Source organism: Streptomyces sp. NPDC107575 (genome assembly GCF_055657265.1).
The window spans coordinates 24,883-44,590 of the sequence record NZ_JBVKBG010000001.1 but is presented as its reverse complement, the minus strand read 5'-3'; the positions used below and the strand labels follow the sequence as shown (position 1 = coordinate 44,590).

General features: G+C 71.8%; 19 protein-coding genes. 9 read left to right on the top strand and 10 right to left on the bottom strand.

From position 1 onward, the window contains the following. Window positions 1-207: 207 nt before the first annotated feature. Both ACZ7L4_RS00220 and ACZ7L4_RS00215 read left to right on the top strand, forming a co-directional pair. Window positions 208-1,035, top strand: a complete 828-nt coding sequence (locus ACZ7L4_RS00220; protein WP_422480069.1) for a DeoR/GlpR family DNA-binding transcription regulator — start codon at window positions 208-210, stop codon at window positions 1,033-1,035. Between the two features lie 130 nt (window positions 1,036-1,165). Then, the gene (locus tag ACZ7L4_RS00215) at window positions 1,166-1,648 is read left to right on the top strand and encodes an SRPBCC family protein (protein ID WP_472098362.1); all 483 of its coding nucleotides are present in this window, start codon (window positions 1,166-1,168) and stop codon (window positions 1,646-1,648) included. Between the two features lie 145 nt (window positions 1,649-1,793). Here ACZ7L4_RS00215 and cds1 read toward each other — a convergent pair whose 3' ends face one another. Continuing rightward, a complete protein-coding gene (gene cds1, locus ACZ7L4_RS00210) occupies window positions 1,794-2,945 on the bottom strand; it encodes an L-cysteine desulfhydrase Cds1 (protein ID WP_472098361.1) in 1,152 nt (383 codons plus the stop codon). Window positions 2,946-3,266: 321 nt separating this feature from the next. Here cds1 and ACZ7L4_RS00205 point away from each other — a divergent pair, with 321 nt between their 5' ends. Continuing rightward, window positions 3,267-3,581 carry a transcriptional repressor LexA gene (locus tag ACZ7L4_RS00205; protein ID WP_450810388.1) on the top strand — a complete coding sequence of 105 codons (315 nt, stop codon included), beginning with the start codon at window positions 3,267-3,269 and terminating at the stop codon, window positions 3,579-3,581. Between the two features lie 206 nt (window positions 3,582-3,787). Next, complete coding sequence (locus ACZ7L4_RS00200; protein ID WP_472098360.1) at window positions 3,788-4,300, top strand: ATP-binding protein; 513 nt, start codon at window positions 3,788-3,790, stop codon at window positions 4,298-4,300. A 29-nt stretch (window positions 4,301-4,329) separates the two neighbouring features. On the opposite strand, the gene ACZ7L4_RS00195 is transcribed toward ACZ7L4_RS00200, so the two are convergent. Genes ACZ7L4_RS00195 through ACZ7L4_RS00185 form a run of 3 tightly spaced genes read right to left on the bottom strand, consistent with a single transcriptional unit; the run spans window position 4,330 to window position 8,002 of the window. Further along, window positions 4,330-6,900 (bottom strand): ABC transporter permease, encoded by a 2,571-nt coding sequence (locus ACZ7L4_RS00195; RefSeq protein ID WP_472098359.1) that lies wholly within the window; start codon window positions 6,898-6,900, stop codon window positions 4,330-4,332. Further along, entirely contained in the window at window positions 6,897-7,679 is a 783-nt protein-coding gene (locus ACZ7L4_RS00190) for an ABC transporter ATP-binding protein (RefSeq protein WP_472098358.1), read from the bottom strand. Before ACZ7L4_RS00190 ends, ACZ7L4_RS00195 begins: the two co-directional genes overlap by 4 nt. Then, the gene (locus tag ACZ7L4_RS00185; RefSeq protein WP_472100313.1) at window positions 7,676-8,002 is read right to left on the bottom strand and encodes an SHOCT domain-containing protein; all 327 of its coding nucleotides are present in this window, start codon (window positions 8,000-8,002) and stop codon (window positions 7,676-7,678) included. The genes ACZ7L4_RS00190 and ACZ7L4_RS00185 overlap by 4 nt, the downstream gene beginning before the upstream one ends. Before the next feature lie 279 nt (window positions 8,003-8,281). On the opposite strand from ACZ7L4_RS00185, the gene ACZ7L4_RS00180 reads away from it, so the two are divergent. The 4 genes from ACZ7L4_RS00180 (at window position 8,282) to ACZ7L4_RS00165 (ending at window position 11,542) form a co-directional block, all read left to right on the top strand. After that, window positions 8,282-8,962 carry a DUF998 domain-containing protein gene (locus tag ACZ7L4_RS00180; RefSeq protein ID WP_472098357.1) on the top strand — a complete coding sequence of 227 codons (681 nt, stop codon included), beginning with the start codon at window positions 8,282-8,284 and terminating at the stop codon, window positions 8,960-8,962. 37 nt (window positions 8,963-8,999) lie between these two features. After that, window positions 9,000-9,581: a TetR/AcrR family transcriptional regulator gene (locus ACZ7L4_RS00175; RefSeq protein ID WP_472098356.1), complete on the top strand. Its 582-nt coding sequence runs from the start codon at window positions 9,000-9,002 to the stop codon at window positions 9,579-9,581. A 59-nt stretch (window positions 9,582-9,640) separates the two neighbouring features. Beyond that, a complete protein-coding gene (locus tag ACZ7L4_RS00170) occupies window positions 9,641-10,237 on the top strand; it encodes a TetR/AcrR family transcriptional regulator (RefSeq protein ID WP_472098355.1) in 597 nt (198 codons plus the stop codon). A gap of 108 nt (window positions 10,238-10,345) precedes the next feature. Next, window positions 10,346-11,542 (top strand): MFS transporter, encoded by a 1,197-nt coding sequence (locus tag ACZ7L4_RS00165; protein WP_472098354.1) that lies wholly within the window; start codon window positions 10,346-10,348, stop codon window positions 11,540-11,542. Here the strand turns inward: ACZ7L4_RS00165 and ACZ7L4_RS00160 are convergent. The 3 genes from ACZ7L4_RS00160 to ACZ7L4_RS00150 form a co-directional block, all read right to left on the bottom strand. Beyond that, the gene (locus ACZ7L4_RS00160) at window positions 11,529-12,788 is read right to left on the bottom strand and encodes an ROK family protein (RefSeq protein WP_472098353.1); all 1,260 of its coding nucleotides are present in this window, start codon (window positions 12,786-12,788) and stop codon (window positions 11,529-11,531) included. The two genes, ACZ7L4_RS00165 and ACZ7L4_RS00160, sit on opposite strands and share 14 nt — an antisense overlap. 77 nt (window positions 12,789-12,865) lie before the next feature. Continuing rightward, window positions 12,866-13,510 carry an alpha-ketoglutarate-dependent dioxygenase AlkB family protein gene (locus ACZ7L4_RS00155; RefSeq protein ID WP_472098352.1) on the bottom strand — a complete coding sequence of 215 codons (645 nt, stop codon included), beginning with the start codon at window positions 13,508-13,510 and terminating at the stop codon, window positions 12,866-12,868. 47 nt (window positions 13,511-13,557) lie between these two features. Beyond that, complete coding sequence (locus tag ACZ7L4_RS00150) at window positions 13,558-14,433, bottom strand: polysaccharide deacetylase family protein (protein WP_472098351.1); 876 nt, start codon at window positions 14,431-14,433, stop codon at window positions 13,558-13,560. Between the two features lie 263 nt (window positions 14,434-14,696). Here ACZ7L4_RS00150 and ACZ7L4_RS00145 point away from each other — a divergent pair, with 263 nt between their 5' ends. After that, on the top strand, window positions 14,697-16,367 hold the full coding sequence (locus tag ACZ7L4_RS00145) for a putative glycoside hydrolase (RefSeq protein ID WP_472098350.1): 1,671 nt from the start codon (window positions 14,697-14,699) through the stop codon (window positions 16,365-16,367). Between the two features lie 51 nt (window positions 16,368-16,418). On the opposite strand, the gene ACZ7L4_RS00140 is transcribed toward ACZ7L4_RS00145, so the two are convergent. From ACZ7L4_RS00140 to ACZ7L4_RS00130, 3 genes are all read right to left on the bottom strand, one after another. Further along, a complete protein-coding gene (locus tag ACZ7L4_RS00140; RefSeq protein WP_472098349.1) occupies window positions 16,419-16,841 on the bottom strand; it encodes a nuclear transport factor 2 family protein in 423 nt (140 codons plus the stop codon). 19 nt (window positions 16,842-16,860) lie between these two features. Beyond that, a complete protein-coding gene (locus ACZ7L4_RS00135; protein ID WP_472098348.1) occupies window positions 16,861-18,381 on the bottom strand; it encodes a class I adenylate-forming enzyme family protein in 1,521 nt (506 codons plus the stop codon). A gap of 67 nt (window positions 18,382-18,448) precedes the next feature. Then, window positions 18,449-19,567: an alpha/beta hydrolase family protein gene (locus ACZ7L4_RS00130; RefSeq protein WP_472098347.1), complete on the bottom strand. Its 1,119-nt coding sequence runs from the start codon at window positions 19,565-19,567 to the stop codon at window positions 18,449-18,451. Window positions 19,568-19,708 lie beyond the last annotated feature (141 nt).

Below are 19,708 nucleotides of genomic sequence, written 5' to 3'. Positions count from 1 at the left end.
TCCCGGCCCCGCACCCCCTCGGGCACCCCTCGTCACGGAATCTCCCCGAGGTGCCCCGCCCCATTCACCCCGTCTCGCGCCGTCGCGGCGCAGGTCGGCAGCGCGGGCGGTGGTCCCGGTGTCGGTGGCGCGTGCGAGGATGACGAGAAAGCGCTGGCCGGTACGGCGGTGGTGGCAGGCGGGACGAGCCGAAGGGATTCGACGGACGTGAGCGAGAATCAGAACCTCCTCGCGGAGCAGCGCCGCGCCCTGATCATCGACGAGGTCCGTCGACGCGGCGGCGTCCGGGTCAACGAGCTGACCAGGAAGCTCGGTGTCTCCGACATGACGGTCCGGCGCGATCTGGACGCGCTCGCGCGACAGGGCGTCGTCGAGAAGGTGCACGGCGGCGCGGTCCCGGTCGTCGAGGCGAGCACGCACGAGCCGGGCTTCGAGGCCAAGTCGGGCCTGGAGCTGACCGCCAAGGAGGACATCGCGCGCGCCGCGGCGCCACTGGCCGCGCCCGGCACGGCGATCGCGCTCTCCGGTGGTACGACGACGTTCGCGCTGGCCCAGCAGCTGCTCGACGTACCGGACCTCACGGTGGTGACCAACTCGGTGCGGGTGGCCGATGTCTTCCACGCGTCGCAGCGCGGCGCGGCGTCCCGGCAGGGCGCGGCGACGGTGGTGCTGACCGGCGGGGTGCGCACACCGTCGGACTCGCTGGTGGGTCCCGTCGCCGACCAGGCGATCGCGGCGCTCCATTTCGACGTGCTGTTCCTCGGGGTGCACGGCATAAGCCCGGAGGCAGGCCTGTCCACGCCTAACCTGGCGGAGGCGGAGACCAATCGGCGGCTCGTGCAGTCCGCGCGGCGGGTCGTCGTGGTGGCCGACCACACCAAGTGGGGGACGGTGGGGCTGAGTTCGTTCGCCTCGCTCGACCAGGTGGACACGCTGGTCACGGACGGCGGGCTGCCGGTCGAGGCGCGGGCGGAGGTCGCCGAGCACATGCGGCTCGTGGTGGCCGGGGAGCCCGAGGACGGTGCAGACATCTGACGGTGTGCCAGTTATGGTGGCCGGGACCGGCCGACCGGAACACGGACAACGTCAACTCACCTACGAGCGAAGCCCGTTGACCCGACACGGGCGTCGCGCCCGTCGATTCAACCTTGGGGGCTGAACCTTCATGGCACGCCGACTTCTCCCCGTCGAGCTCGACTTCGTCGACAGCGCGCCCTTGCGGCTCGTGTTCGCCCGTGAGGTGTCGGCCTCCCCGGACGCCGTGTACCGGGCGCTCGCCGAGGACGTCGTCGGGTGGCCCCAGTGGTTCTCCGCGGTGACGCTGGCGCGGCCGCTGGACGGCGGGGCCCGGCGGGAGGTTCGACTCAAGGGCGGGACGCGGTTCCTGGAGACGATCATCGCCGCGGAGCCGGGCGAGGTGTACGCGTATCGGGTCGACGAGACGAATGTGCCGGGACTCCGGGCGATGGTCGAGGAGTGGCGGGTCGAAGGCGTTCCGGGTGGCGGGTCCCGCGTGCGGTGGACGTTCGCCGTGGACGCGCCCGCGGGGGTGCGGGCCGGGATGAAGCTCGGGCGGGCCGGGATGGGGCGGGCGTTTCGGGGGGCCGTGGAGGCGCTGGACCGGAGGCTGGCCGCCGCGCCCGCCTGAGCCGTGGGTGATCGATGCGCCGCGGCGTGGTTGACGCCTCGGGGCTCTGCCCAGGACCCCGCTCCTCAATCGCCGGAGGGGCTTGAATACCCGAGCCACTCGCCGCGGGGCCCCGAGGCGCCTGAGCGCCCACACGACCGGACGATCAGGTCGGCCACTCCCCCGTCTCCAGCAGGCGCGCGATCGTCCGCGCATACGGGGTGATGTCCAGGCCCTGGTCCGCCAGCCACTCGTCCGAGTAGTACTTGTCCAGGTAGCGGTCGCCCGGGTCGCACAGGAGTGTCACCACGCTGCCCGTGCGGCCCTCCGCCACCATCTCCGCGACGATCTTGAGGGCGCTCCACAGGCCCGTACCCGTCGAGCCGCCCGCCCTGCGGCCGATGGCCGACTCCAGGGCGCGGACCGCCGCGACGCTCGCCGCGTCCGGGACCTTCATCATGCGGTCGATGGCGCCCGGCACGAAGCTCGGTTCCATGCGGGGGCGGCCGATGCCCTCGATGCGGGAGCCGCAGTCGCTCGTCGCGTCGGGGTTGTCGGTCGTCCAGCCCTCGAAGAAGCAGGAGTTCTCGGGGTCCGCGACGCAGATGCGGGTGTCGTGCTGCATGTAGTGGACGTAGCGGGCGAGCGTCGCCGAGGTGCCGCCGGTGCCGGCCGTGGCGACGATCCAGGCGGGCTCCGGGTAGCGCTCCAGGGCGAGTTGGCGATAGATCGACTCGGCGATGTTGTTGTTCCCGCGCCAGTCCGTGGCCCGCTCGGCGTACGTGAACTGGTCCATGTAGTGGCCGCCGGTGCGCGCCGCGAGGGCCGCGGACTCCGCGTACATGGTGCGCGGGTCGTCCACGAAGTGGCACTGGCCGCCGTGGAATTCGATCAGGCGGCACTTCTCGGCGCTGGTCGTACGCGGCATCACCGCGATGAAGGGGACGCCGATCAGCTTCGCGAAGTACGCCTCCGAGACCGCCGTCGAGCCGCTCGACGCCTCGATGACGGGACGGTCGGGACGGATCCAGCCATTGCACAGGCCGTAGAGGAAGAGCGAGCGGGCCAGACGGTGCTTGAGACTGCCCGTGGGGTGGGTCGACTCGTCCTTGAGGTAGAGGTCGATGCCCCACCGTTCGGGGAGCGGGAAGAGCAGCAGGTGCGTGTCGGCCGAGCGGTTGTTGTCCGCCTGCACCTTGCGTACTGCCTCTTTGAGCCACTCACGGTAGCCGGGGTCCGTGTGGTCGACGTCGAGCGTCGGCAGGGGCCCTGACTCTACGCCCGCGCCCGGGGGCCGACCTTGCTCCGTGGTGCTCACCGCTTGGCTCCTTCGCGTCGTGCCCGGACCACGTTCCGCGCGCCGGATCCCGGGCGCCGACGACGGCCGGACACCACGATCATAAGCACCTTGCGCACGCTTCTCACCTGCATAAATGCATCTTTGAGCGTCTCAAAGGAACGCCTGGGACGGCGATGGAACACGCGCACGGCAGGCCGGGAGAATCCGGGAACGTGCGTACGAGGGGCGCACTCCGAAGTTGCCCCCAGTGCTTCACAGCGCGTCCACATGTGCACTGGTGCTCCTGGCCAGGTGCGTGCAGACTGCACCGCAGACACGCACTCGAGGGGGCGAAACAGCATGGCGGAGCCGGAGTTCACGGCGACGGGCGTGCGCATCGGCCGGCGCCTGCGGTCCCTGACCCGGGCGGGTCAGGTCCGGATCACGGGCGGCAGGCTGGAACTGCTCACGAGCTACGGGAGCGAGATCGACAGCGCCCCGTTGGGTGAAGTGCGCGCGGGCAGGCCGTGGTTCGGCGCCGAGGACCGGGCGATGGCCGACGTGGACGGACGGCGTTATCTGCTGCGCCTCGGCGGTCGGAGCGGCGACGCGGAACCGCCCATGGCCCGCCGGTTCATCGAGGCCGTGCGCGCCGCCACCTCGCGGACCGGATAGCGCCCCACTCCGCAGCGGAGAGTCGGCGAAGTTGCACGCCCACGCCCCCTGGGTCACGCTGGTCACACATCACTACTCAGGGTTTACCGGCGATAACGCTGCGAACCAGCCCGCCGGACACGGAGCGGGCAGTCCTGTCACAGCGCGGTCGCACCGCTCGATCCGTTTTCGTCTTCTTCCGGACTCAATTTCGGGGAGTCGTAGCCGTGATCAGCCAGCCGAACAGGCATTGCACGGTGGAGCTCCAAGCCCTGCCGTCGCGGATAGGTCAGGTCCGCAGAATCATCTCGGCGCAGTTGCGCTACTGGCATCTCGATCCGTTGATCGAGATGGCCGCGCTCGGTGTCACCGAGCTTCTGACGAACGTCCACCGGCACGCCGAGCCGGACAAGCTCTGCACCGTCGACATCGAGCTGCTCAGCGGCATGCTCACGGTCTCGGTGCACGACCACGACCCGAGGCTCCCCGAGGTACGGGACGCCGACTCCCTCGCCACCTGCGGCCGCGGCCTCGCGATGATCGCCGCGGTCAGCGAGAGCTGGGGCGTGCGGCCGCACGGGGAGGGCGGGAAGGTCGTCTGGTTCGCCCTGCCGGCCCCTGCCCCCGCGATGGCCATCGCCCCGTACCCGGTGTACGCGACGCATCCCGCGCGCCGCACGGACACGCGTGACCGCACGGTGTCCCCGCATGCTCCCGCCCGGTCGGCCGTCGCAGGCTGACCGGGCGGTGATCACCGTAGGCACGTCGCTCACTCGGTGGCGATGGCCCGCAGCACGTCCAGGCGCGCCGCCCTGCGCGCCGGGCGCAGCCCCGCGAGGGCGCCGGCGGCGAGCCCGACGAGGGCGACGATCGCCAGCCGGCCCGGTGGGAGCGCGAACGCGAAGGCGCTGTCGCTCGCCCCGTCGGACGCCTTCACGAGGACCCAGCCGAGGAATCCGCCGAGCACGAGCCCGCCGGCCGTGCCGAACGCGGCGACGAGCACCGACTCCCAGCGGACCATCGCCCGCAGTTGCCCACGGGTCTGGCCGACGGCGCGCAGCAGGCCCAGCTCACGGGTCCGCTCGTGCACGGCCAGGGTGAGCGTGTTGGCGATGCCGAGCAGCGCGATGACGACGGCCAGGGCGAGCAGCGCGTAGACGAGCGTGAGCATCATGTCGATGCCGGACGCCGAGGACTGCGCGTAGGCGTCGCGGGTCTGCACATCCGGATCGCCGTACGCCGCCGCGACCTTCTCGACCGCCTTCGTGCCGGCGGTCGTGGAGACGCCGTCCTTGAAGGTGACGGAGACCAGCCTGTCGGCGTCCTGCGTACGGTGCGGTGCCCAGGCCTCGCGCGAGATCACGTAGTCGCCGGCGAGCTCGGACTGGCCGTAGACGGCGCGGACCGTGAAGGCTTCCTTCTTGCCGTCGGTGAACGTGAGCCGTGCCGTGTCGCCGACCGCGAGGTGCCGCTTGTCCGCCTCGGCGTGGGTGATCGCGATGCCGTTCCTCCCGAGGCCGTCCATCGAGCCCTCGACCGTGCCGAGGTCGAACGACTTCACGAGCGCGGCCGGGTCGGTGACGGTGAGGGCGCGCCCCTTGCCGTCGACGTCGGCGACGCCGCTGCCGAGGCCGACCGCCGCGGCCACCTCGGGCCGCTCGGCGATGGCGGGCGCCAGCTTGGGGCTGAGTCCGCTGCCGCCCGCGCCGAACGAGGGGGTGGAGACGGCGACGTCGCCCGCGAAGGAACGGTTCACGGTCTGGTCCATGGTCGCCTTCAGCGAGGCGCCGAAGACGGTGAACAGGGAGACCACCGCGACGCCGATCATCAGGGCGCTCGCCGTGGCGGCGGTGCGCTTCGGGCTGCGCAGGGCGTTGCGCCGGGCGAGCCCGCCGGTGACGCCGCGCAGCCGGTCGAGCGGCGCGCCCAGGGCCCGTACGGCGGACGTGGACGCGACCGGGCCGAGTACGACGAACGACGCGAGGACCAGTACGGCGCCGATGCCCGCCAGCGTGATCGACGGGGACACCGGGCCGCCGAAGACACCGCCGAGGGTCGCGGCGACGGCGGCCGCGCCCAGCACACCGCCGATGACGGCGCGACGCCGCGAGGCACCGGAGTCGTCGACGGCGCTCTCGCGCAGGGCGGCCAGCGGCGCGGTGCGTCCGGCGCGCAGCGCGGGCAGCAGGGCGGAGCCGACGCACACCACGATGCCGACGGCCAGCGGCAGCAGCATGGACAGCGGACCGATCACCAGGTCCCCTTCGGGGAAGGGGAATCCAATGGCGGGGAACAGCGCCTGGAGCCCGGCCGCGATGCCGATGCCGCCCGCGAGCCCGGCGACCGATGCCACCACCGCGACGGCGGTCGCCTCGACGAGGGTGGCTCCCGCGATCTGCCGGCGGGCCGCACCGAGCGCCCTCAACAGGGCGTTCTCGCGGGAGCGCTGGGCCACCACGATGGCGAAGGTGTTGTGGATGGAGAAGGTCGCGACGAGCAGCGCGACGCCGGAGAACACGAGGAGGAACGTCGTGAACAGGGAGAGGAACTGGCCGGAGATCATGTCGGTGTTCTCCTGCGCCGACTCCTGACCGGTGATCGCCTCGACTCCCTTGGGGAGGCTGCCGCTCAGGGAGTCGACGAGTTCCTGCTGACCGACACCGGGTCCCGCCCGCACCTGGATGGTGGAGGCCTCCCCCGGCTTCGGGGTGAGGTACTTCTCGGCGTCGGCGCGGGTCATGCCGGTGAAGGTGGTCTGCGCCATGCCGTCCTCGCCACCGAAGGTGGCCAGGCCCACGATGGTGACCTTCACGGGGTCGGGTGTGCGCAGCGTCGTCGTGTCACCGACCTTCAGGTCGCCGGTCTTCGCCGCGCCGCGGTTGACGACGACCTCGCCGCTCCTGCTCGGGGTACGTCCCTCGGCGAGCTGGTACGGGTTGAGCTTCGGGTCGTCGATCCAGTTCCCGGCGAGGGTGGGCGGGCCCTGGCCGCCGATGGGCTTGCCGTGGGCGTCGACGAGCTGTCCCGCGCCCTGGATGTTCGGTGCCGCCGCGGCGACACCCGGGACCTTCGCGAGGTCGTCGGCGAGCGAGGCGTCCACCGGGCGGCGGGTGCCCTGGCTCTCGCCGGGGGTGGTGATGACGTTGGCGGAGCGTACGACGGCGTCGGTGCCGCTGCTGGCCCCCGCGAACATCGAGTCGAAGCTCGCGCGCAGGGTGTCGCCCATGACGAGGGTGCCGGCGAGGAACGCGACACCGAGCAGGACGGCGCTGAACGTTCCGGCGAAGCGCCGCTTGTGGGCGCGCAGTGAGGTGAGGCTGAGGCGGACGGCGGCGTTCATGACGGTCCGCCTCCCTCCGCCGCGGCGGGTCCGTCGAAGGCCTTCATCCGGTCGAGGACGCGGTCCGCGGTCGGCCGTTCCATCCGGTCGACGAGGCGGCCGTCGGCGAGGAAGACGACCTCGTCGGCGTGGGCGGCGGCGACCGGGTCGTGGGTGACCATGACGACCGTGCGCCCGGACTGGCGGGCCGCGTCGCCGAGGAGGCGGAGCACCTCGCCGCCGGAGCGGGAGTCGAGGTTGCCGGTGGGTTCGTCGGCGAAGACGACGTCGGGGCGGCCGGCGAACGCCCGCGCCACGGCGACGCGTTGCTGCTGTCCGCCGGAGAGTTCGGCGGGCCGGTGGTGCAGTCGGTCGCGAAGCCCGACGACGTCGACGAGCGCGTCGAGCCACTCGCGGTCGGGGTGTCCTCCCGCCAGGTCGATCGGCAGCGTGATGTTCTCGGCGACGCTCAGCGTCGGGACGAGGTTGAACGCCTGGAACACGAACCCCACGCGGTCGCGCCGCAGCAGGGTCAGCCGACGGTCGTCGAGGGAGCCGAGGTCGGTGTCACCGATGTACGCGGCGCCCTCGGTGAGGGTGTCGAGGCCCGCGGCGCAGTGCATCAGGGTCGACTTCCCGGAGCCGGACGGCCCCATGATCGCGGTGAACCGTCCGGCCCGGAAGCCGACGCTCACGCCGTCGAGGGCACGGACGGCGGTGTCACCGGAGCCGTACACCTTGACGGCGTCGTCCACGCGCGCCGCGAGGGCGGTGGGGGTGAGCGTCGTGGCGGTGCTCATGACGCGCCGCCCTTGGTCCTGCCGTCGGCGCCGTACCGGCCGGAGCCGCCGTAGTGGCCGAACTCCTCGTTCAGGACGGTCAGTCGGCGCCAGTACTCGTCCTCGTCGATCTCGCCCGCGGCGAAGCGGCGGCCGAGCACGGCGATCGGCGAGTTCTCGTCGGGGCGGGGGCCGCCGGGACGCCACGGTCCGCGCCGGCCGCGCCAGACGGTGCGGCGCAGCAGGGTGACGACGCCGACGATGACAGCCGCCCAGATCAGCGGGAAGAACAGGATCCAGGGACCGGGGCCGTTGCCGGGTCCGAACTCCGCGAGGGTCTGCATCCGACTCATCTCCTCATGTTCCGGTGGCGCCCGGGCGGTGTGCCGGGGTGTCCACGTGTGGTGATGACTCGAGCGTCCCGCCGGGAGGGGGTCCAGGTCGTCGTACGGGCAGCGGCACCGGGCGTACCTCGCTGGGAGTACGTGGCAGGGGGCGGAGCTGCTCCCGGGCGCCCGGCTGCCCCTGACACGGGTCAGGGTCGGGTCAGGGGTGCGTCCGGGGCTGACCCGGTGGTGGGTGGGGCCGCCGGGCTGGAGGATCGACCTGTGACAGATCGATCCGTGACCACTCAACGACGAGACACCTTCAGCTGGTCCGCCGCGCGTGGCCGACTGCTCGCACCCGCGGTGTGGACCGCCGTGGTCGTGGCCATGATGGCGGCGCTGCTGGCGCCCCGAGACACCGATCCGGGGCTCAGCCAACTCTCGCTCACCGTCAGCGACTTCGCGGCGCTGGACCGCGGCGGGCCGATCGAGACCGCGATGGCCACGCTCGGCCTCGTCTCGCTGCTGCTTCTCGTGGTGGCGAGGAAGCGGCTCCCGGCGATGCGCGGGCTGCCGTCGGTGCTGCTGGCGACATGGGGCGCGGGCCTGGTCCTGGCGGCCGTGGTCCCGACGGATCCACTCACGACGCAGCTGACCGATTCGGCGTATGTGCACCGCTACGCGTCCGTCGCGGCGTTCGCGGCGCTGCCGGCGGCCGGTCTCGTCCTGGCGGGGCGGCTCGGCCCCGCGGCGGGGCGCACCGTGTGGTGGCTGCGCGCGCTGTCCCTGCTCGCGGTGGCCGGGGCCGGGGTGATGGCGTACTCGGCGGGGCCGGGTGGGCGGGAGCTGATCGGGCTGGTGGAGCGGGTGATGCTCGGGTGCGAGGTGATCATGCTGGGGGTGCTCGGGCGGTACGTTCAGCGCACGGTGTCCGCGACCGGCCCCCGCGGCGAGATACCTCGCCCCCAGCACCTGTGACCCAGCACCTGTAACTACCGGTACGTACGATGGCTCCATGGCCAGCACCCAGGACCGACTGATCGAAACCACTCGCGAGCTCCTGTGGGAGCGCGGTTACGTGGGCACCAGCCCGAAGGCGATCCTGCAGCGTGCGGGGGTCGGCCAGGGCAGCATGTACCACCACTTCACCGGGAAACAGGACCTGGCGCTCGCCGCGATCCGGCGCACCGGAGAAGAGATGCGGACCCTGGTCGACCGGGTGCTCGGCGGTGGCGGTTCGGCGCGCGAGCGGATCGAGGCGTATCTGCTCCGCGAGCGCGACGTGCTGCGCGGCTGCCCCGTGGGCCGGCTGACGATGGACCCGGACGTGATCGCCAGCGACGAGCTGCGGGCCCCGGTCGCCGAGACGCTCGCGTACGTCGAGAGCCGACTCACCGCGGTCGCTCAGGAGGGCGTGGACAACGGCGAGTTGCCCTCCTACCTGGTTCCGCGCGAGATCGCGGCGACCGTCGTGGCGACGGTGCAGGGCGGCTACGTCCTGGCACGCGCGTCGGGCGACACGGGGGCGTTCGAGGCGGGGGTGCGGGGGCTGTTGGCGCTCCTGTCGCCCGCCCCGCCCGCCGGCGCCGACCTCTGAGGAGGAGGCCACCCCTTCACGTATTGCACCGACCGATCCAAAACGGGTACCGTTCCCGCATGGCCCGACCGAGGATGTTCGACGAGGAGCGGGCCCTGGACGCGGCGATGCACGCCTTCTGGGAGAACGGCTACGAGGCCACCTCCACCCAGGACCTGTGTGCGGCCACCGGGCTGGGGCGCAGCAGCATCTACAACACGTTCGCCAGCAAGCACGACCTGTTCACGCGCTCGCTGAACCGGTACATCGAGCGGATGACGGCGGCCCAGATGGAGATTCTGGAGGATGCGGAGCAGGCGCCGCTCGACCGGATCCGGGCCTTTCTCGCGAGGACGGTCGACACCGAGGCCGGGACCCGCAAGGGCGGGCACAGTCGTGGGTGTCTGACAGTGAACACGACCGTGGAGTTCGCGGGGCGCGACCCCGAGGCGGCGCGCCTGGTCGAGCGCGATCTCGCCGTCCGGCTCGCGGCCTTGAGGTCCGTGATCGCGGCCGGGCAGACGGACGGCTCGATCGTCTCGAAGCGGCCCCCGGAGGAACTGGCGCGCTTCCTCAACACCGTGATCGGCGGGATGCGTGTCGCCGGGCAGGGGGGCGCCGACCGCGCCACTCTTGAGGCCACCGCACACATCGCTCTGGACGCACTCGCCGTTTGACCACCCACCCCACGCGCGCACGACAGTCGAGCGCGCCACCTCGATCAGCCATGCCCTGATTTTGTACTGACCCATCCAAAACAAATCTCTCCCCGAAGGGACACACCCATGCCACGCGCCGTATACGTCCTCGCCCTCGGCATCTTCGCCATGGTCACGAGCGAGTTCGTCGTCGCCGGTCTGATGCCGCAGATGGCGGACGGGCTCGACGCGACGATCCCGCAGATCGGGTATCTCATCACCGCCTTCGCCACGGCGATGGCGTTCGGCGGGCCGTTCCTGACCGTCGCGCTTCTGAAAGTGCCTCAGAAGCGGGCCCTGATGGTGCTGTTCGCCGTTTTCCTCGCGGGCAATGTGCTCGCCGCGACCGCGTCGACGTACGCGGTGATGCTGATGGCGCGGATCGTCACCGGCGTCGCCTCGCAGGCCTTCTTCGGCATCGGTCTCGCCATGTGCGCGCAGCTCACCCGGCCCGAAGTGCGCGGCCGCGCCGTCTCCGTGGCGCTCAACGGGCTGATGCTCGGCACGCTGCTCGGGCTTCCGCTGGCCACGTTCATCGGTGACCGGCTCGGCTGGCGCGCCGCGTTCTGGGTGATCTCGGGGATCACGGTGCTCGCCGCGGCGGCAACCCTCGTCGGCGTGCCGGATGTGGCGAAGGGCAAGGGAGGCGGTCAACTTCGGGAGGAATTCGGGGTGTTCCGGTCCGGGCGGCTGTGGTTCACGCTGTCGACCAGCACGCTCGTGATCGGTGCGACGTTCGCCGCGTTCAGCTATCTGGGCCCGATCCTCACCGAGATCTCCGGGTTCGGCGCGGGCACCGTGCCGCTCCTGCTCGTCGCCTACGGGGCGGCGACCGTCATCGGCAACACGGTGACGGGGCGGCTCGCCGACCGGCACACCCTCACCGTGCTGCTGGCCGGGCTCGCCCTCAACTCCCTGTTCCTGCTGGGCTTCGCGCTGTTCTCGCAGGTGAGTACGGCCGCCGTGGTGTGCATGCTGGGCATCGGCCTCGTGGGTGTCACCATGAACCCGGCGATGGTCGTCCGCGTGCAGCGCCGGGGGAACGCGGGGGCGCTGGTGAACACCGTGCACTCCTCGTTCATCACGCTCGGCATCGTCATCGCCACCTCGGTGGGCGGTGTCGTCATCGACGCGTACGGGCTGCGGGCGCCGCTGTGGGTCGGTCTGGCGCTCGCCCTCGCCGGGATCGCCTCGCTCGTACCGGATCTGACGGCCCGTAGGAATCAGGCCGCCCCTGCCCCGGAGGAGCCCGTCGTGGAGCCGGTCGGCGTCAGCCCCCGCTGAGGGCTCCCAGCGGATCGTCAAGGACCGGCTGCCAGGCCAACTCCGCCGCACCCACCAGGCTGTTGTGGTCCAGCGTCGACGCCAGGATCGGGACACTGCCGCTGCGGCCCCACAGGCTGCGGTCCGCGACGACGGCCCGCAGCCGCTCGGGGTCGGCGTCGAGGAGGGTGCGGTGCAGGCCGCCGAGGACGATGCGGTCCGGGTTGAGGATGTTGACCAGCCCGGCGAGGCCGAGACCGAGGCGGTCGATGAGGAGCGCGGTCGCCGCGCGGACGTCCGGGTCGTCCTTCCCCATGGCCATCACACCGCGGGCCTGCGAGAGGAGCGAGCCGCCGGGGTCGGGGGCGCGGCCCGCAGCAGTCAGGAAGGCGAGCGGGTCGGCCTCGACGTCCAGGCAGCCGCGGCTCCCGCAGTGGCAGGGGCGGCCCTCGGGGTTCACCGTGAGGTGGCCGACCTCAAGGGCGAGGCCCGAACTGCCGGTGTGCAGATGCCCGTCGAGGACGAGCGCGCCGCCCACTCCCCGGTGGCCCGTCGCCACGAGCAGCAGGTCCCGCGCGCCGCGTCCCGCGCCGTGCCGGTGCTCGGCGAGCGCGCCCAGGTTGACGTCGTTGGCCGCGAACGCCGGGATGTCCAGGCCCGCTTCCCGTACGCAGTCGGTGAAGATCTGCCGCACCGGCGCGCCCACCGGCCACGCCAGGTGCAGCGGGTTGAGGGCCGTGCCGTCCGGTTCGGCGACCGCGGAGGGGACGGCGAGGCCGGCGCCCACGCAGCGCCGCCCCGTGGTTTCGAGGAGCCGGACGCCCGCCTCCACCACCGAACGCAGGACGTCCGCCGGGTCGGGGTCGATGATCTCGCAGCCGGGCGTCGTGGCGACGATGCCGCCGCCAAGGCCGACCAGTGCGGCCCGGTAGCCGTCGGAGTGCACCTGTGCCGCCAGCGCGACAGGGCCTTCGTCCGCGACGGACAAGCGGTGCGAAGGACGGCCCTGCGAGCCGGACGCCGCGCTGGGCTTCGCGTCGATGCGGATGAGGCCGAGCGCCTCCAGCTCCGCGGCGACGGCTCCCGCGGTCGCGCGGGTCACACCGAGTTCGGCGGTCAGCACGGCACGGGTGGGCGCCCGCCCGGTGTGGACGAGTTCGAGCGCGGGTCCGAGCGCACTGCGCCCCCGCTCCAGACGCGGCGGCCGCCCGGCCGCGTCGCCCGCCGTGTGGCCCCCGGTCCCGGAGGCCGTCTTGCCGCCGCCCATCAGCAACTCCTCGCCCTGATCACGCTCAGGAATGGTAGCCGCTCGACGCCCCGCGGCGGATCCGCACACCCACCTCCCTACAAGCCGCTGACCCGCAACGTGATGTTGAGCCGCCCGCTCAGGCCGAGCCCCTGCGGCGCCGTCCCCGGCTCGGTCCTCGGCACCCCGTGGTACGCGAACCGCGCGTCGCCGCCGAACACGAACAGGTCCCCGCTGCGCAGCTCGACGTCCGTGTACGGCTTCGTACGGGTCTCGGTGTTGCCGAACCGGAAGACACAGGTGTCACCGAGGCTGAGGGACACCACCGGCGCCGCCGACTTCTCGTCGCGGTCCTTGTGCATGCCCATGTGGGCATCGGTGTCGTAGTAGTTGATCAGGGCGATGTCGTACGGGTCGGTGGTGTGTCCGGCGCCGTAGGCCGCCTCGACGGCGCGCCGGCCGAGCGCCTCCAGCTCCTGCGGCATGGGCTTCACCGCCTCCCCGTCGCCGTCGACGGCGGTGCGCGCGTACCCGTACGGGAACCAGTGCCAGCCGAGTCCGAACTGCCGCACGCTCATCCGGCCCCCGCCCGGCAGCCGCACCTCGCGCAGGCCGGCGGGCGGGCGCGCCCACGTCCGGCACAGCTCGACCAGGTGCCGCTGTTCGCCCTCGTCGAGCCAGTCGGGGACGTGGACGGCGCCGGGCGCGATCTCCGTGCGGTCGCGGGCGAACAGTTCGTTCATGGGTTCCAGTGTTGCCGATGACACCTGGCCCGGTGCCCGCGGTCGCCTCAGTACGGCCGGAGCTTCCCCTTCTCCGCCGCCTTCCCCGGCTCGGCCGCCGTGTCCTTCGGGTACGAGACGTGGTCCGGGTCGCCGTCGGACGTGTAGCGCGCGAGCTTCCCGGCAGCGAGCTGGTCGAGCCAGTGCGTCGAGCTGTAGTTCGCGTCCTTGCCCTTGGCGGGGGCCGAGCGGATGCGCGGGATCGCGGCGGGGTCGAACGAGTCCGCGTACGGGGAGGGGGCCGGGTTCGCGCCGACGAGGTAGACGCCCCGGTTCTTGTACGTCGTGCCGGAGGCGCTGCCGGTCAGGGCGAGGTCGGCGGGCTCGGGCTGGATGCCGTACGGGAGGGCGAGGGAACGGACGTCCGTGCCGGGGACGTCGCGCTCGATGGAGCGCTGGCCCTCGGCGATCTGGGCGCGGGCCTTGGCGGTGCCGCTCTGCGCGAGGTTCGCGTGGTCGAGGGTGTGGTTGCCGATCTCGAAGCCGTTCTTGTTCAGCCAGGTCAGGGCCTTCTTCTGGCCGGTGGCGGCGAAGGCGTCGCCGTTCACGAAGAGGGTGGCGCGGGCCTTGAAGCGGGGGTGCTCGCGGGCGACGGAGCGCAGGACACCGATCGCGGAGTTCTTGGTGGGTTCGCCGTCGGCGCCGAGGCGGAGCTGGCTGTCGGTGGAGTCGTCGAAGGTGAGGACGACCGGGTGGGCGCCGGCCGGGATGTCGATCTTCCCCGTTTCGAAGTCGCCCGCCGTCACGGGCACGTACCCCTCGCGCACCAGACGTTCCAGTTCGGCGCGGAGGTCCTTGGGTGTCCGGTCGTACGCGCTCTTCGGCTTCTCGAGGATCTGGTGGTACATGAGCACCGGCACGGCGCCCAGCTCGTTGGCGCGCACCTTGTCCGGCGCCGGAGGTTTGGCCGGTTTCGCTGCCCCGGAAGAGTGTCCGGAGGTCGGGGAACGGGAAGCCTGCCGGTCACCGGCGGACGCAGGGGACTTGGCCCCGTCATGGGGCGCATCGCTCCCGGTGCCGCCGCAGGAGACCGCGGCCATCGCAAGGACCAGAGCGGGTACGGCAGTTGTGCCGAACCGATGAAGACGGAGAACGCGAAGAAGACGGCTAGGACCACGACGCACGAGACCTCCTGGAGGATCTGCTGATGCGGCTCGACTGGAAGAACTGGCTCCGCTCCCCCACCTCCCGCACATCCGGTTCCGTTTCCGACCCTGCGGCCAGTGCTTCCCCGGCGGGCTTCCCGCGCAGACGGCCGGTCATCCTCGCCTGCGTACTGCTCGCACTGGTTCTCGCCATAGGCGGCACACTCTCGCTACGCGCCGCACACGGAACCGCCCTGAACCTCGTCGGCCTGCCGAACGACGGCAGGCTGGGCGCGCAGCTCCTGCGCACGGGCGAGTTCGAGGTCACGGGCGCCGAGGGCGACAAACTCAAGGGCACCAAGGTCACCCTCGACGGCAAGCCCCTGCGGACGCGCCCCGCGCACGGCGGCGCCGGGACCCTCGCCGTCGGCCTGGGTGACATCAAGGACGGCACACACGAGCTGCGTGTCACCCACCCGGGTTCCTGGCCCACCGGTGACACCGAGGTCGTCCGAAAACTGACGGTGGACACCGAGGCACCCCGCCTCGAGGTGTCCGACACCAAGGCGGACGGCTTCCGCGAGCCCGTCACCGTCAAGGGCACGGCGGCCGGCGCACGCGAGATATCCGTCGCGGGGCACACGGCGAAGCCCGCGAAGGACGGCGCCTTCGCGGTCCGGCTCCCGCGCCCACCGGGGCGTACGACGGTCACCGCGACGGACGCCGCGGGCAACACCGCACGCCGCGAGGCCGAACTCACCGTGCACCGGCCGCTGTTGAAGGCCGTGCACGTCAGCGCCCAGGGCTGGGCCTCGGACGCGCTGCGCGGACCGGTCATGAAGATGCTGAAGCAGAAGAAGATCAACGCCGTGCAGCTCGACATCAAGGACGAGCTGGGCGAGATCGGCTACGACTCGAAGGTGCCGCTCGCGAAGAGCGTCGGCGCCACCAAGGGGTACTACGACGCGAAGAAGGCCATCAAGGAGATCCACGCCGCGGGCGGCACGGTCGTCGGCCGCATCGTCGCCTTCCGCGATCCGATCCTCGCCACGAAGTCATGGAAATCCGGCCACCGTGACCGGGTCGTCCGCACCCCGGGCGGGGGCGCCTACAACGGCGGCAGCTACGGCCAGCTCTCCTTCACGAACTTCGCGAACAAGGAGGTCAGGAAGTACAACATCGACCTGGCCGCGGAGGCCGCGAAGCTGGGCTTCGACGACATCCTCTACGACTACATCCGCCGCCCCGACGGCCCGATGAGCAAGATGTCCTTCCCCGGCCTCGGTGACACCACGCCCGAGCGGTCCGTCGCCGACGTCGTCGGCGAGACCCGCGCGGCGGTGCGCAAGTACAACGCGTTCCTCGGTGTCTCGGTGTTCGGCATCGCCGTCGACCGCCCGAAGGAGATCGCCCAGGACGTCGGCCTGCTCGCGCAGGAGGCCGACTACATCTCGCCGATGATCTACCCCTCGCACTGGGCGAAGGGCGAGTACGGCGTCTCCGACCCCAACTCCCACCCGTACCCGATCACCAAGCGCTCCCTCGCGGCCTTCGCGAAGAAGACCAAGCACACCGACGCGCAGATCGTCCCCTGGATCCAGGACTTCTCCCTCGGCGTCTCCTACGGCGACAAGGAGGTCCGCGCCCAACTCGACGCGGCCCGCTCCGACGGCATCAAGGGATTCCTGCTGTGGAATCCGGGGGTTCAGTACCACGAGGGGGCGTTGGACTGAGGCATGCGGGGGCGGTGCGGCCGCCCCCGCGTTCGTGTGACGCCGGGCGCCTCACCCCGCCTGCGCCTCCCTCGCCGCCCGGATCGTCGCACGGTGGGCCGAGTCCAGGTACTCGTCGATGCGGGTGATACGGCCGGACTCGACGCGGACGTACATCGCGGCGTGCAGGGTCACCGGGGCGCCGCCGGGGAGTGTGCCGTGCAGGACGTGCTGTTGGAGCGCGCCGTCGGTGAGGTGGGCGCGGCGGACGATCTCGTAGCGGAGGTCGGTGACCGTGCGGTGCAGGCCGCGCAGCACCTTGAGGTTGTCCTCCACGGACTGTTCCACGAGGTCGTCGTTGTGCCAGATGACCGCGTGCGGCGCGTACAGCGAGCGCACGGTGTCGATGTCGCCGGCCTCGATGGCGGCGAGGAACCGGTCGATGAGGCCGTCGAACCGATCCGCTGCGGGCTGGTCGGTGCGCTGGGTGTCCATGGGCACTCCTCTGGAGGGGTCAGCGGGCGGGGCGGTTGCCGCGCAGCTCGCGCTTGAGCACCTTGCCGGTCGTCGTGCGGGGCAGTTCGGCCGTGAACTCCACGCTGCGGGGGCACTTGAAGTGGGCCAGGTGTGAGCGGGTGAAGGCGATCACCGACTCCGCCGTCGGTGCCTCGCCCTCCGCCGCGACGACGACGGCGTGCACCGCCTCGCCCCAGCGCGCGTCGGGGCGGCCGACGACCGCGGACTCCGCGATCCCGGGGTGGCGCGCGAGGACCGCCTCGACCTCGGCGGGGTAGACGTTCTCCTCACCCGTGATGATCATGTCGGTGGCCCGGTCCAGGATGGTCAGACAGCGGTCGGCGTCGAGCCGGGCGATGTCTCCGGTGCGGTACCAGCCGTCGTCCGTGAAGGCCGCGGCCGTGGTGTCCGGGGCGTTCCAGTAGCCGTGGAACAGGCAGTCGCCGCGGATCAGGAGTTCGCCCGCCTCACCGGTGGGCACCGGCCGTCCCCCGGCGTCGACGATCGCCGTCTCCCAGCCGAAGGAGATCCGGCCCGCCGTGGCCAGGTGCGGGTTGTCCGGCTGATGGTCCTCGGGCGCCAGCAGGCTGATCATGCTCTGGCTCTCGGTGTTGCCGTAGATCTGCCGGAACCGGCAGCCGAAGGTGGCGAGGGCCGCCTCCAGCGAACTCGGGGCGATGGGCGCGGAACCGTAGGCGATCTCCACGAGGCTCGACAGGTCGGGGGCGTGCTCGCGGCCGCGCACCTCGGCCACGAGCATGTCGACGATGGAAGGGCCCGCCGTGAAGAACTGGACGCGCTCGCGCTCGACCGTGTCGATCGCCTCCGCCGGGCGGAACGCCGTGGGCACCACCAACGTGCCTGCCGTGAGGAACACTTGGAGCGCCTGGCCGAGGCCACCCAGGTGGAAGAGCGGCATCAGCTGGAGGTGGCGCGCGCCCGCGATCTGGTCGCCGATCTCCAGGGCGAAGGCGGCGACGCTGGTGATCAGTGCCCCGTGGCGCAGCGGCACCGCCTTGGGCCTGCCGGTGGTGCCGCTGCTGTGCACGAGGGCCATCACGGCGTCGCTCCGCAGCCGCTCGACCGGGCGGGTCGGGGCGGGTGCGTCCAGGGCGTCGCCGTCGCGCCATCCCTCGGGGAGCGGGCCCCCGCCGATACGGACGCGGAGGGGGAGGTCGTGCGGTGCGGTGAAGTCCGCGTCGGCGGCGACGGCCACCGGTTGGAGGAGGTCGAAGAGGTCCTTCAACTCTCCCGGTGACAGGCGCCAGTTGACCAACGCCGGGACGGCGCCGGCCCGCATCAGCGCGAAGCAGTGGACGAAGAAGTCCGCGCTGTTGCGCGCCACCACCGCGACCACGTCTCCGGGCGCGACACCCGCCCGCGACCAGCCACCCGCCCGGCGTTCCACCGCGGCGAGCAGCTCGGCGTAGGTGAGTCGGGTCCCCCGGTCGTCGATCAGCGCGGGGATGTCCGGGCGCGTGGTGGCCCGCCATTCCAGGACATGGATCCAGCTCTGCATCCGTGCGCCTCCTCGTCCGTTCCCGTTCCCGTTGCCATCCCCGTTCCCGTTCCGAACGTCCGTGGTGTCACGGCGTCCGCTGCGCCACCCAGTTCGCGATCAGGTCCGCGGCCACGGCCCTGGTGTCGTCCGGCTCCTGGAGATAGTGGTCGGACTTGACGGTCTCCAGGCGCTTGTCCGTGGCGGCGAGATGGCGGAACAGCGCGTCGGCGTCGCTGTCGTACACGCAGGCGTCGGCGGTGGCGTGCACCACGAGGGACGGCACGGTGATCCTGGCGAGGTGCGGGGCGGCGATGCACTGCGAGGTGCGCAGGCTCCACATCGACAGCCAGGTGCGGAGGGTGGACTGCTTGCCGATGCCGAACATGCCGTAGTTGGCGCGGGCGGGTTCGCCCAGGTAGCACCAGTTCGGGCGGCGGTCCGACGGCTCGATGGCCGGGTCGATCATCCGCAGGTCGGCCCAGGTGCGGTGGAGTTGGAAGAGCTCGTCGCGGGCACGGGTGCCGCGCAGCGCGTCGAGCCGCTCCAGCGCCCAGTCGGTGATCCGCTCGTTGCGGGCCCGCTGCGCCGCCCGGTAGCGCCGCTGGAACTCCTCGTCGTACGGGGCCGGGTTGCGCGGGTCGAAGGGATCGAGGTCCGGGTCCACGGAGAGGGCGTCGGTCTCGTCCGTGACCGAGGGGTCCATCCAGTTGGTGAGCACCTCGGGCCGCCCGGAGTGCGCGGCGAGCGCCACGAACAGGTCGCCCGCGTCGAGGCGTTGGATCGCCTCGACGGGCCGGGCACCCGCGGTGGGCAGCACGTTCGGCTCGACCGCCTGCGACTGGTAGGCCGCCATCAGCGAGCCGCCGCCGGAGTTGCCGAGCAGCACGACGCGTTCGACGCCCGCGACCTCTTTCAGCCAGCGCACCCCGACGCCGATCTCCGCCAGCGCGTGGTCGAGGAGGAAGTACGGCTCGTTGCCACGGAAGCGGGTGTTCCAGCCGAGGAAGCCGTAGCCCCGCTCGGCGAGATACGACGCCAAGTAGTGCTCGGAGAAGTCGACGTTGTAGTGGGTGGCGATGAACGCCGTGGTCGGCCGGTGCCCCTTGGGGTGGTGGTAGATGCCCTGACAGGGATGGCCTCCGGCCCCCGCCCGCCCCACCAGTGGCGATGCCAACCCGACGAATTCCCTGGTGATTTCCTGCACTGCGCTGCCTCCTCTGACGAGAACGGCTGACCGGTCCGGCTGACGGGAGCGGGTGACCAAGGGCCCCCGAACGCCTGATGCGTCGGCACCCTAGCGCAGTTCTGAATCTGAGTTTAGATTCAGAACAGGATTCACCGGTCG